This window comes from Paracoccus sp. S3-43, from assembly GCF_029027965.1.
Lineage (GTDB): Bacteria > Pseudomonadota > Alphaproteobacteria > Rhodobacterales > Rhodobacteraceae > Paracoccus.
The window spans coordinates 641464-653905 of record NZ_CP119082.1; the positions used below are offsets into that span (position 1 = coordinate 641464).

General features: G+C 70.0%; 13 protein-coding genes. 7 read left to right on the top strand and 6 right to left on the bottom strand.

The window, feature by feature from the left end; translation table 11 throughout:
• Window positions 1-50: 50 nt before the first annotated feature.
• The gene (gene mutL, locus PXD02_RS03235) at window positions 51-1862 is read right to left on the bottom strand and encodes a DNA mismatch repair endonuclease MutL (RefSeq protein ID WP_275105526.1); all 1812 of its coding nucleotides are present in this window, start codon (window positions 1860-1862) and stop codon (window positions 51-53) included.
• On the opposite strand from mutL, the gene PXD02_RS16830 reads away from it, so the two are divergent.
• From PXD02_RS16830 to PXD02_RS03260, 5 genes are all read left to right on the top strand, one after another.
• On the top strand, window positions 1851-2372 hold the full coding sequence (locus PXD02_RS16830) for a transposase (RefSeq protein ID WP_473092046.1): 522 nt from the start codon (window positions 1851-1853) through the stop codon (window positions 2370-2372). The genes mutL and PXD02_RS16830 overlap by 12 nt on opposite strands.
• A gap of 382 nt (window positions 2373-2754) precedes the next feature.
• Window positions 2755-3003, top strand: a complete 249-nt coding sequence (locus tag PXD02_RS03245) for a transposase (protein WP_473092047.1) — start codon at window positions 2755-2757, stop codon at window positions 3001-3003.
• Between the two features lie 232 nt (window positions 3004-3235).
• Window positions 3236-3526: a 50S ribosomal protein L28 gene (rpmB, locus tag PXD02_RS03250; RefSeq protein WP_275105527.1), complete on the top strand. Its 291-nt coding sequence runs from the start codon at window positions 3236-3238 to the stop codon at window positions 3524-3526.
• A 98-nt stretch (window positions 3527-3624) separates the two neighbouring features.
• Window positions 3625-3975 (top strand): hypothetical protein, encoded by a 351-nt coding sequence (locus PXD02_RS03255; RefSeq protein ID WP_275105528.1) that lies wholly within the window; start codon window positions 3625-3627, stop codon window positions 3973-3975.
• Between the two features lie 15 nt (window positions 3976-3990).
• Window positions 3991-4449 (top strand): copper chaperone PCu(A)C, encoded by a 459-nt coding sequence (locus PXD02_RS03260; protein ID WP_275105529.1) that lies wholly within the window; start codon window positions 3991-3993, stop codon window positions 4447-4449.
• A gap of 57 nt (window positions 4450-4506) precedes the next feature.
• On the opposite strand, the gene PXD02_RS03265 is transcribed toward PXD02_RS03260, so the two are convergent.
• Window positions 4507-6765: a heavy metal translocating P-type ATPase gene (locus tag PXD02_RS03265; RefSeq protein ID WP_275105530.1), complete on the bottom strand. Its 2259-nt coding sequence runs from the start codon at window positions 6763-6765 to the stop codon at window positions 4507-4509.
• Between the two features lie 403 nt (window positions 6766-7168).
• Between PXD02_RS03265 and PXD02_RS03270 the strand changes: the two genes are divergently transcribed.
• Complete coding sequence (locus PXD02_RS03270) at window positions 7169-7759, top strand: L,D-transpeptidase (protein WP_275105531.1); 591 nt, start codon at window positions 7169-7171, stop codon at window positions 7757-7759.
• Window position 7760: 1 nt separating this feature from the next.
• Window positions 7761-8810 (top strand): tRNA 2-selenouridine(34) synthase MnmH, encoded by a 1050-nt coding sequence (mnmH, locus tag PXD02_RS03275; RefSeq protein WP_275105532.1) that lies wholly within the window; start codon window positions 7761-7763, stop codon window positions 8808-8810.
• A 63-nt stretch (window positions 8811-8873) separates the two neighbouring features.
• Here the strand turns inward: mnmH and PXD02_RS03280 are convergent, their stop codons facing one another.
• From PXD02_RS03280 to PXD02_RS03295, 4 genes are read right to left on the bottom strand one after another with little or no spacing between them, the layout of a single operon-like run.
• On the bottom strand, window positions 8874-9674 hold the full coding sequence (locus PXD02_RS03280; RefSeq protein WP_275105533.1) for a purine-nucleoside phosphorylase: 801 nt from the start codon (window positions 9672-9674) through the stop codon (window positions 8874-8876).
• Window positions 9658-10710: an ABC transporter permease gene (locus PXD02_RS03285; RefSeq protein ID WP_275105534.1), complete on the bottom strand. Its 1053-nt coding sequence runs from the start codon at window positions 10708-10710 to the stop codon at window positions 9658-9660. The genes PXD02_RS03280 and PXD02_RS03285 overlap by 17 nt, the downstream gene beginning before the upstream one ends.
• A complete protein-coding gene (locus tag PXD02_RS03290; protein ID WP_275105535.1) occupies window positions 10710-11348 on the bottom strand; it encodes a LysE family translocator in 639 nt (212 codons plus the stop codon). Before PXD02_RS03290 ends, PXD02_RS03285 begins: the two co-directional genes overlap by 1 nt.
• Window positions 11348-12442 carry an ABC transporter permease gene (locus tag PXD02_RS03295; RefSeq protein WP_275105536.1) on the bottom strand — a complete coding sequence of 365 codons (1095 nt, stop codon included), beginning with the start codon at window positions 12440-12442 and terminating at the stop codon, window positions 11348-11350. Before PXD02_RS03295 ends, PXD02_RS03290 begins: the two co-directional genes overlap by 1 nt.

Below are 12442 nucleotides of genomic sequence, written 5' to 3' on the forward strand. Positions count from 1 at the left end.
GACTGGCGCTGACTGTCGCGCCCTTTGACGCGCGGGTCAATCGGCCGTCGTCATCCGCTGCGGCCGAACAGCCGCTCGATATCCGACAGCCGCAGCTTGACCCAGGTCGGGCGGCCGTGGTTGCACTGGCCGGATTTCGGCGTGCGCTCCATGTCGCGCAGCAGGGCGTTCATTTCCTCGGCCGTCATGCGGCGGCCCGACCGGACCGAGCCATGACAGGCCATGCTGGACAGGACCGCGTCGATCCGCCCGCGCAGCCGGTCCGACGCCCCCTGGTCGGCCAGATCGTCCAGGATGTCGCGGATCAGCGCGGCGCTATCCAGCCTTGCCAGCATGGCCGGCGTCTCGCGCACGGCGACGGCGCCGCCGCCGAAGGGTTCGATCACCAGGCCCAGGTTCGCCAGATCGTCGGCGATGGCCAGGATGCGGGCGGCGTCGGCGGGGGGCAGGTCGACGATCTCGGGGATCAGCAGCGCCTGCCGGACGATGCCGCCGGCCGCCTGCGCCTTCAGCCGTTCATAGACCAGCCGCTCATGCGCCGCGTGCTGATCGACGATGACCAGCCCGTCCCCGGTCTGGGCGATGATATAGTTTTCATGGATCTGCGCCCGCGCCGCGCCAAGGGGGGCGTCGATGGGCGCGGCCAGCGGTTCCTCGGCGCGGGCTGAGGGCGCCTCGGCAAAGCCCGGCGAAAGGTCGGTCATGGGGGCCTGCAAATCCAGGCTGGCGCGGATCGCCGGGGCCGAGGGGCGGTAATCCATCTGATAGGCGCGCCGCGACGCGGGTTCGGCGGTAAAGGCCGCCAGCGTCGCATCGCCCAGCGTCGAGGACGCGCGATGCCCCGCCCCCGCCAGCCCGTGCCGCAGCGCGCTGACCACCAGCCCGCGCGCGGCCTGCGGGTCGCGGAACCGCACCTCGGCCTTGGCGGGGTGGACGTTCACATCGACACGCTGCGGATCGCAGGACAGATACAGCACCGCCGCCGGATGCCGCCCGGATGCCAGCACGTCCATATATCCCGCCCGCAAGGCCCCGGTCAGCAGCTTGTCGCGCACCGGACGGCCGTTGACATAGACATGCTGCGCCACCGCCGCACCGCGCGAATAGGTGGGCAGGGCGGCAAAGCCGGTCAGGCCGATCTCGTCGCGCCGGGCGTCCAGGGCGATCGCGTTGTCGATGAAATCGCGGCCCATGACGCGGGACAGCCGGGCATGGAAGGCGTCGAACAGATCGCCCTGTTCGGCATCGGTGCGAAAGATTTCCTTCCCGTCGGCGGTCAGGGTGAAGCCGACATGCGGCTCGGCCATGGCCAGGCGGCGGACGCATTCGGCCACCGCCATGGTCTCGGCCCGGTCGCCGCGCAGGAATTTCAGCCGCGCGGGGGTGGCGAAGAACAGGTCGCGCAGTTCGACAACGGTGCCGGGATTGGCGGCGGCCGGGCGCGGCGGCGTCACCTTGCCGCCGCTGACCGCGATCATCGCCCCGTCCGCCCCCCGCACCCGCGAGGTGATCGTCAGCCGCCCCACCGCGCCCAGCGACGGCAGCGCCTCGCCCCGGAAGCCGAAGCTGCGGATGGCCAGCAGGTCGCTGCCGTCGATCTTGCTGGTGGCGTGGCGCGACAGGGCCAGCGGCAGATCCTCGGGCAGCATCCCGCAGCCGTCGTCGCAGACCCGGATCAGCCGCTTGCCGCCGTCCTCGATGGCGATGTCGATGCGCGTGGCCCCGGCATCCAGAGCGTTCTCCACCAGTTCCTTGACCGCCGAGGCCGGACGCTCCACCACCTCGCCCGCCGCGATGCGGTTGGCGGTGGCCTCGTCCAACTGCCGGATGACGGGCCGGATATGGGGGGCGTGACTGTTCATGCCCCCAAATCTAGCAGGGGAAGGAGAGGGTGGAAAGCGATTCCCGCTTTTCACTTTGGCCCAAACCTGCGCGGCATCGTGCATGACCGGCGGCTGATGCGAGAGGCGCAGGTCAATCTCGCGATCCGCGGGTTCATCGGTTACGGGCTTCACGAGGCGCTGCCGGACCATTCCTCCTTGACGCGCATCCGGCAGCGTTGGGGCGAGGCGGTGTTCCGCACCGTCTTCACCCGCGTCATGCAGCAGTGTCAGGCGACTGGACTGGTGACGGCCGAGACGGTGCATGTCGACGCCAGCCTGATCCGGGCCGATGCCAGCATGGACGCACTGGTCGCGCGCCATCTCGATGCGCTCGAGGATACCAACGACGCCGAGCGAGAGGCGCGCGCAAGCGGCAAGTTCAAGAAGCTCTGCCCAGCTCGGCAATGGTTGACCTTGCGGGCGTCATGGTCGATGTCGAGATCGTCACCGGCGAGGAGCACGACACGGGCCGGTTCGAGGAGCGCTTGAACGCCATCGAAAATGTCCTCGGTGGTTTCCCCGGGCCGGATCACGGCGGACAGGATCCCTGGCGTGGGCCGGGTTTACGCCGCCCTTGAAGACCGCCAGATCGACGCCGTCATCCCGCCTCTTCGTGCCCCCGCCGCAAGGGGGCGCAGGGCTTTCCGACCGAGCGGTTCACGTTCGATCCCCAGCATGATGGGGTCCGGTGTCCGACGAGGAGGCGGCTGACCGCGAGAAACGTCACCAAAGCCGGGCAATGGTGTCGTGCAGATCGTCGCGACTGCGCAGGCTGTCCTCTCAAGGCACAGTGCTTGCCGAAGGGCGCCCCTTCCCGCCGGGTGCATAGGGTGACAACCATGCGGCCATCCTGCGCGCCCGGCGCAAACGCTTGGCATCGGGCGAGGATGACCATGCGATCTACACCCGGCATCGCTGGCGCGTCGAAGGCGCGCACGGCACCGCCAAGACGCTCAACGGATTGGACAGAGCCATTCGACGCGGCCTCGACAACATGAAAATCCAGGCCCTGCTCACCGCCGTCGCCATGAACCTCAAGAAGCTAGCCGCTGCGGTCCTTCCCGTCGTCGGCCTGCCCTTCCAGGCCAGCGCCATGCGAGAGCCACAGGCAACCCTCTGATCGAGGTTCTTCAAACAGCCCCCACCGAACCTTTTCCCCGGCCCGTCTCACCCCCCGAGGATATTTGAACCAAGGCAAAGGGGGAGAAAGGGTGATTCCCGGTTGACGGGCGCGGCCGGTTCCATTAGGGACGCGCAAACGGAATTCCGGGCGCTGCCTCGCGGCGCCCTTTCACTTTGGGACGGCACCCCCGCCGGGACCGCCCGCATAGCAAAGACGAAGGATCAACACCATGTCGCGCGTCTGCGAACTGACCGGCAAAGGCCCGATGACCGGCAACAATGTCAGCCACGCCAACAACAAGACCCGTCGCCGGTTCCTGCCGAACCTGAACGAGGTCACGCTGCTGTCCGACAGGCTGGGCCGCGGCTATTCGCTGCGCATCTCGGCCGCGGCGCTGCGGTCGGTCGATCACCGTGGCGGGCTGGACGCCTTCCTGGCGAAGGCCAAGGACACGGAACTGTCGGACCGCGCCCTGAAGATCAAGCGCGAGATCGCCAAGGCCGACGCGCCCCAGGCCTGATCCGGACCTGACTGCGGCAATATGCCCCGTCGTTCCCACGGCGGGGCTTTCGCGTTTCTGTTGCCTTCGCCCGGCGCTTCGGTGATGGTCGCGCCACCATGCGACGCCCGCTTTCCCTTGCGCTGATCCTGTGCCTCGCCCTGACCGGGATCGGTCTGGGCGCCGCGCGCGGCACCGTGATGCTGGACGGGCAGGTCGTGCTGTGCACCGGCACGGGCATCGTGGTCGTCGACCATCCCGGCGCGCCCCAGCCCCCGCATCTGTGCCCCGACATGGCCCTGTCGCTGCTGGCGGCGCCGGCCGTCATGCCGCCCGCCTTCGGTCCCGACGCGACGGTGGCGCGGCTTGATCCGCAGGCCGTCCCGGCGGTTCCCAAGGGGCGCGAATCGCCCCGGCCTGCGGCGCGCGATCCTCCGATCCGACAGGGTTCCGCACTGAAACCTGTTTGAACCGAGGACAAGACGATGATCCGCAAGACCCTGGCCGTTCTGGCCGTCATGACCCCTGCCGCCGCCCTTGCCCATGACGGGCTGGCGATCCGCGACGCCTATATGCGCAGCGCGAACCCGCAGACCGCCGCCGCCTTCATGGTGGTGGAAAACCACCGCGACATGGACTGCCAGTTGACCGGCGTGTCCTCGGACGCGGCAGAGATGGTCGAACTGCACACCCATTCCGAACAGGACGGGGTGATGAAGATGCACAGGATCGACGGCGGGATCGCGATCCCGGCGGGCGGCGAACATGCGCTGGCGCGGGGCGGCGATCATGTGATGCTGATGGGGCTGAAAAAGCCGCTGGCCGACGGCGACAGCGTCCCGCTGACGCTGGATTTCGGCCCCTGCGGCACGCAGCAGGTGGAGGTCACGCTGGACAATGACCGCGCGCCCGAAGCCGCGCAGCACGGCCACAAGAGCCACTGACTGCCGTGAAATGAATGCCGCAGCCATCAGCGGCCTGATGGCTGCGGCCTGTCCCCCTCAGCCCGCCGTCCGCAGCCGCAGCGCGTTGCCCACCACGCAGACCGAGGACAGCGCCATCGCCCCCGCCCCCAGCATCGGCGACAGCTGCGGCCCGCCAAAGGGCACCAGCACGCCCATGGCGATCGGGATCAGCGCGGCGTTATAGGCGAAGGCCCAGAACAGGTTCTGCCGGATGTTGCGCATCACCGCGCGCGACAGACGGATCGCCCGCGGCACCCCGCCCAGATCCCCCGACATCAGCACCAGATCCGCCGATTCGATAGCGATGCCGGTGCCCGTGCCGACGGCGATGCCGGTTTCGGCCGCCGCCAGGGCCGGGGCGTCGTTGATGCCGTCGCCCACGAAGACCGAGCCCGCGCCCATCGCCCGGATCGCCTCAAGCTTGTCGCCGGGCATCAGGCCGCCTTGGATCCGGTCGATGCCCAACTGCCCGCCGACCGCCTGCGCGGTCGCGGGGACGTCGCCCGACAGCATCGCCGTCTTCAGCCCCATGCCGTGCAGCGCGGCGATGGTCTGCGCGGCCTCGGGGCGGATCCTGTCGGCCAGGGCGAAGCTGGCGACATGGCGGCCGTCCACGGCCAGGTGAACCGGCGTGGCCCCCTGCGCCGCGGCCTGTTCGGCCTGATCGCGAAGGCTGGCCGAGGGGGCTGTCCCGCCTTCGGTCAGGGCGGCCAGGTTGCCGATCAGCAGGCGCCGCCCCTCGACCGTGGCGGACAGGCCGCGCCCGGCATTGGCCTGGACGTCGGCCGCGGGCGGCAGATCCAGCCCGCGCGCGGCGGCCCCCGCGACGATGGCGGCGGCCAGGGGATGTTCGGACCGCGCCTCGGCCGCGGCGGCAAGGCGCAGGGCCTGGGCCTCGTCGATGCCGTCGGTCTGGACGGCGACCAGTTCGGGATGTCCGCGCGTCAGGGTGCCGGTCTTGTCGAAGCCGATCAGCCGGGCGCCCGCCAGCCGCTGCAACGCCTCGCCCCGCCGGAACAGCACGCCCAGCTGCGCGCCGCGCCCGGTGCCGACCATGATCGAGACCGGGACCGCCAGCCCCATCGCGCAGGGGCAGGCGATGATCAGCACCGCCACGCCCGCGACGACCGCATGGGCCAGGTCGGGACCGAAGACCAGCCACAGCAGGAAGGTCAGGACCGCCAGCCCGATCACCAACGGCACGAAGACGCGGGTGATCCGGTCCACCAGGGCCTGCACCGGCAGGCGGGCGTTCTGCGCGTTTTCGACCATGGCGACGATGCGCGACAGGGTCGTGTCGGCGCCGGTGGCGGTGACGCGGAAGGTCAGGGCGGTGCTGCCGTTGACGGTGCCGCCGGTGACCGGATCGCCGGGCGATTTCTCGGCCGGGACGGGCTCGCCGGTCAGCATGGCTTCGTCGACATGGCCGCGCCCTTCGGTCACGACCCCGTCGACCGCGACCCGCTCACCCGGCGCCAGCAGCACCAGATCGCCGGGTTGCAGATCCGCCACCGCGATGCGCGCGGGCTTGCCGTCCTGAAGGATGGTCGCCTGGTCCGGGGCCAGGTCGATCAGGGCGCGGATCGCGGCGCCCGCCTGGCCCTTGGCGCGGGCCTCCAGCCAGCGGCCCATCAGGATCAGGGTGACGATGACCGCCGCGGCCTCGAAATAGACATGGCGCGAGGCGGGCGGGATGAGGCCCGGCAGCACCACCACCACGGCCGAGAACAGGAACGCCGCCCCGGATCCAAGCGCGACAAGGCTGTTCATCTCGGGCGCGCCGCGCAGCAGGGCGGGGATGCCGGTCGCGAAGAAGCGCCGCCCCGGCCCGGCCAGGACAAGCGCGGTCAGGATCATCTGCGCCCACGTCAGCGGCGCGGTGCCCACCGCCGCGTGCAGCCCGTGGTGGAAGGCCGGGACAAGATGGCCGCCCATCTCGGCCAGGAAAACCGGCAGGGTCAGCGCCAGGGCGGTCAGGAAGGCGCGCTTCAGCGCGGCGGATTCGTCGGTGCGGGGGGCAGCGGCGGGGGCGGCATCGGCGGGAACGGTCGCCGGATAGCCCAGCTTCGTCACCACCGCCGCCAGATCGGCGGGGGGCAGGGCGGGGCTGTGGCGGATGCGGGCGGAACCCGTCATCAGATTGACCTGCGCATCGCGGACGCCGGGCTGGGCCGACAGCGCGCGGGTGACGCGGCCCGAACAGGCGGCGCAGCTCATCCCCTCGATCGAGAGGCGGGTGGTGATCAGGTCGGACGGATCGCCCGGAACGGGCAGGTCAGCGGATTGAACGGTCATGGTGGTTTCCTGAAATCGTGCCAAGGATGCGGGACGGGTTCAGGAAACGGGGCGGCGCCTGCGGCCGCATGGGCGGCCGTCGCGGGAACAGCGCGGCGATCAGCGCGCGCGGGTCCGGCCGCAGCAGGCGGCGGCGGGGACGGGCAATGGCGTGGCGCGCATCCTGATGGCAGCGGCAGGCGCGGTCGCCCCGGCCCCGGCACAGATGCGCGGGCCGCCGCAGCGGGCGTCGGGCATGGCAGCAGGGGCGAGATGCGGGGTCCATGCCCAGCAGATGTGCGCTGGACCTGCCCCGGTCAAGGGCAAATCGGCCGCGATACGCCCGCGTTACGCCGTCGTGAGTTGCAACAGGGCCCCCTCCCTTGCTATGGGCGGGATCAGAGCAGAAGAACGCAGGATCGCCATGAACCGCCGTGAAATGATGTTGCTGGCCGTGCCGCTGATGGCGGCCGCCTATCTCGCCCCCCCGCTGGTCTTCGCGCAGGGGGCCGCCAATCAGCAGGCCGCCAGTCAGCAGGCCCCGCGCGACCCCTATGCGCCCATCGAAGTCGCCATCCGCAACGATTTCGAGGTCGGCAGCATCGTCGTCGTCAGCAAGGATTTCTTCCTCTACCACGTCATCGCGCCGGGCCGGGCGGTGCGTTACGGCGTGGCCGTGGGCGCCGCCGAACTGGTCTGGAAGGGCCGCGCCACGGTCGGGCGCAAGGTCGAATGGCCGTCCTGGACCCCCACCCCGGAGATGATCAAGCGCAAGCCCCAGCAATACGGCAAATGGGCCAACGGGATGCCGGGCGGCCCGACCAACCCGCTGGGCGCGCGGGCGCTGTATCTGTACAACGACAAGGGCCAGGACACCGCGATCCGCATCCACGGCACGACCGAGCCGAACTCGATCGGCCGGGCCGTGTCGAACGGCTGCCTGCGGATGCGCAACGAGGCGGTGATGGCGCTGTACGACCAGGTGCCGATCGGGACGCCGGTCTACGTCTATTGATGTGGCGCTGAGGCTGACGCGCATCGCGGACCCCGCGCTTGCGGGGTTCGACGACATCATCGACGTGCGCTCGCCCGCGGAATATGCCGAGGATCACCTGCCCGGCGCGATCAACCTGCCGGTTCTGGACGATGCCGAACGCGCGCAGGTGGGCACCATCTACAAGCGGGTTTCCCCGTTCGACGCGCGCAAGCTGGGCGGCGCTCTGGTCGCCGCCAATGCCGCGCGCCATATCGCCGGGCCGCTGTCGGATCGCGACGGCGGCTGGCGGGGGCTGATCTATTGCTGGCGCGGCGGGCAGCGGTCGGGCAGCTTCACGACGATCCTGTCGCAGATCGGCTGGCGGGTGGACCGGATCGAGGGCGGCTACAAGTCCTGGCGCGCCCTTGTCGTGGATCGGGTGCAGAACCGGCCGGTGCCCGCGCCGGTCATCGTGCTGGACGGCAATACCGGCAGCGCCAAGACCGCGATCCTGGCGCGGCTGGCCGCGCGCGGCTGGCAGGTGATCGACCTGGAGGGGCTGGCCAACCATCGCGGCAGCCTGTTCGGCGGGCGCGCCGATCCCCAGCCCGGCCAGAAGCTGTTCGAGGGCCGTCTGGCGGTCGCGCTGGAGGGGCTGGACCCCGCACGCCCCGTGGCGGTCGAGGCCGAGAGCAGCCGGATCGGCAACATTGTGCTGCCCAAGTCGATGTGGCAGGCGCTGTGCGCCGCGCCCCGGCTGCGGCTGGAGGTGCCGGTCGGCGCGCGCGCCGCCTATACCGCTGCCCGCTATGGCGACATGGTGGACGATCCCGCGCGGGTGCAGGCGATCGTGACCGCGCTGTCGCCGCTGCATCCGGCGCAGCGGATCGAGGGCTGGCGCGCGGCGGTCGCGGCAGGCGACTGGCGCGGCCTGGCCGAGGGGCTGCTGCGCGACCATTACGACCCGCGCTATCTGAAGCATCGGCTGCGCTATGCGGCGGGCGAAAGGGCGGTCGTCGTGCTGGACGATTTGCGCGACCTGGATGCGGCGGCGGCGAGGGTCGAGGCGGCTTTGGCGCGCCTGACGTGAACCGCCTGCGCGGGCTGCGCGGGCAGGAGCCTCCGGCGGGGATATTTGCGTGAAGAAGAAGCGTCAGGTGTCCCGCAGAAAGCGGCGCAGGATGCGTTCCAGTTTCGCGGCGCCCAGCGGGGCCATGGCCTTGGTGTGGTCGTGGCTGATGGATTCGTCCGACAGGCCCGCGCCCATGTTGGTGATGACCGAGACGGCGGCGCAGCGCAGCCCCAGGAACCGGGCCAGGATGATTTCCGGCACGGTGGACATGCCCACGGCGTCCGCGCCCAGGATCCGGGCGGCGCGGATCTCGGCCGGGGTTTCGAAGCTGGGGCCCGAGAACCAGCAATAGACGCCCTGCGGCAACTCGATCCCCTCGGCCTGCGCGGCGGCGGTCAGGGCCGCGCGCAGGTCCGCGTCATGGGCGTCGGTCATCGGGACGAAGCGGGCGTCGGTTTCCTCGCCGATCAGGGGGTTGGTGCCAGCGAAGGCGATGTGGTCGTTCAGAAGCATCAGCCCGCCGGGCGGGATGTCGGGGCGCAGCGAACCGGCCGCGTTGGTCAGGATCAGCTTGCGGGTGCCAAGCGCGACAAGCGTTTCCAAAGGCAGCCGCATCGCATCGGCGCGGCCCGATTCGTAGTAATGCGACCGTCCGCCGAAGACCGCCACCCGGCGGCCCTCCAACTGGCCGATCACCAGTTGCGGGACATGGCCGGACACCCCCGCATGGGGGAAGCCCGGCAGGTTGTCATAGGGGATCGCCACGCCATCGACGGTGCCCGACAGAGGCCCCAGGCCGGATCCCAGGATCAGCCCGTATTCCGGCGCCCGATCGCCCGCGCGGTCGCGGATCAGGCGGGCAAGCTCACCGCTCTTTGACATAGGGCTCTCCTCCGGCGCGGGGCGGGATGGCGCGGCCGACGAAACCGGCAAGGATGATCACGGTCAGGATATAGGGCAGGGCGTTCATGAACATCGAGGGGATGGTGACGATGCCCAGATCCAGGTTCGGATAGCGGTTGGCGATGGCCTCCAGGAGGCCGAACAGGAACGTCGCGCCAAGCGCGCCCCAGGGCCGCCACTTGGCGAAGATCAGCGCGGCCAAGGCGATGAAGCCGCGCCCGGCGGTCATTTCCTTGACGAAGCCCGCCGACAGCCCGGTCGCAAGATAGGCCCCCGCCAGCCCGCAGAGCACCCCGGCAATCGCCACGGCGGCAAAGCGCAGCCGCGTGACCGACACGCCCGCCGTATCGACCGAGGCCGGGTTTTCCCCCACCGCCCGCAGCCGCAGCCCGAAGCGGGTGCGATACAGCACCCACCAGGTCAACGGCACCATCAGGAACGCCACATAGACCAGGATCGTGTGGCCCGAGATCACCTCGGCATAGAGCGGGCCGATCACCGGCACACCGCGCAGGGTCTCGGCCAGCGGCAGGGCGATGTCGCCGAAGCGGGGCGTGGCGGTCAGCGCCGCCGCAGTGTCCGGCCCCGTCATCCCCGACAGCCAGGCGCGGAAGGGCGTCACCTGCGCCTCCAGTTCCGCGCCTGGCGTCAGGCTCGGCGTGCGCCCGCCCAGGCCGAAGATCTTCTGGCCCAGCAGCACCGTCAGCCCCGAGGCCAGGAAGTTGATCGCCACGCCGGAAATCAACTGGTTGCCCCGGAAGGTGATCGAGGCCGTGCCATGGACCGCCGCGAGCGCCAGCGATCCGGCCAGCCCGGCGATCAGCCCCAGCCAGACATTGCCGGTCAGCGCGGCGACGGCGGCGGCGGTAAAGGCCGCCATCAGCATCTTGCCCTCCAGCCCGATGTCGAAGACCCCGGCGCGTTCGGAATAAAGCCCGGCCAGGCAGGCCAGCAGCAAGGGCGTCATCAGCCGCACCGCGCTGTCCAGGATTTGCAGGACGGTGTTCAGATCCATCACGCGCGCTCCATCGCGATGCGAAATGCCATGAAGGCCAGGACCGTGCCCAGCAGCCCCTCGATCCAGCGGCGGGCGCCGTTATAGGCTTGGCGGACCAGGCGGCTGGACAGCATGACCGCATAGGCACCATGGATCGTCTCCAAGATGGTCGCGCCGCCCAGACCGAACAGAAGATGCACCCAGAAGGGCGCCACCTGGGCGGGCCCGACGCTGACGGCGGCCAGCCAGAAGACCATGGCGCTGACATTCGTCAATGGCAGGATCAGCCCGGTCAGGAACAGCCGGGCCGTGGGGCGTCTGCGCACCGTGGCCACGGCGATGCGCGGCGGGTGCAGCGCCTTGCGCCACGCCTTCAGCGCCAGCCAGGCCAGATAGCCCGCGCCCAGATAACGCAGCGCGGTGCCCGACCACGCCACCCGCTCCAGCAGCAGGCCCAGCCCCAGGGCAGTGCCCAATGCAAGGATTCCCGATCCGAGGGCGATGCCGGCCGTCACCGCCAGCGCCGCGCGGCGGCCCTGGTCCGCGCCGGTGCCGAGCAGCAGGGCAACGGCCGGTCCCGGCGACAGCGCGCCGACGGTCTGGACGGCATAGGCGGCCAGGAACGCCGGAAGATAGGGGGCAAGCGCGTCGATCATCACGCGCCCCTTTTCCGCATCGCCATGAACATCCGCTCCAACGGCCTGCGGACCATGTTGTCCAACGCGCCGGTGAACAGGATGACAAGCGCCTGGATGACGATGATCAGTTCGCGCGGAATGCTGGTCCACAGCGCCAGTTCGCCCCCGCCCTGATAGAGGAACCCGAACAAGAGCGCCGCCAGGAACACGCCCAGCGGATGGTTGCGCCCCATCAGCGCCACGGCGATGCCGATGAAGCCCGCGCCCTCGACCGCGTTCAGGACCAGGCGCTCGGCCTCGCCCATGACATTGTTGATGGCCATCAGCCCGGCGAGGGCGCCGGAAATCAGCATGGCGATCACGGTGATGCGCACCGGGCTGATGCCCGCGTAAAGGGCTGCGGGTTCGGATTTGCCGAAGGCGCGGATCTCGAATCCCAGGCGGCTGCGCCAGATCAGCAGCCAGACCAGGATGCAGGCCGCGACCGCCACGAAGAAGCTGATATTGGCGGGGGTGTTCTTGCCCCATTCGATGCCCAGCGACAGCGCCATGTCGGTCAGCTTGGGCAGATGCGTTTCATTCGGGAAGCGGGCGGATGCCGGGTCCATGCTGCCCACCGGGCGCAGCAGGTTCACCAGCACATAATTCAGCAGGGCGGCGGCGATGAAGTTGAACATGATCGTGGTGATCACAATATGGCTGCCGCGCTTCGCCTGAAGCCACGCGGGGATCAGCGCCCAGGCCGCGCCGAACAGCGCCGCGCCGATCATCGCGGCGGGCAGGGCCAGCGCCCAATGCGGCAGGGGCAGCGACAGCAGCACCAGGGCCACGCCCAGCCCGCCCATCGCCGCCTGGCCCTCGCCGCCGATGTTGAACAGGCTGGCGTGATAGGCGACCATCACCGCCAGCCCGGTGAAGATGAAGTTCGTCGCATAATACAGCGTGAAGCCCCAGCCATAGCTGGACCCCAACGCGCCGTCGATCATCGTGGTCAGCGCCACCCACGGGCTTTCGCCGATGGCCAGGATCACAAGCGCCGAAATCGCCATCGCCAGCACCAGCGAGATCAGCGGTGTCAGCAGAATATCGGCCCATTTCGGCATCTTCTCCAT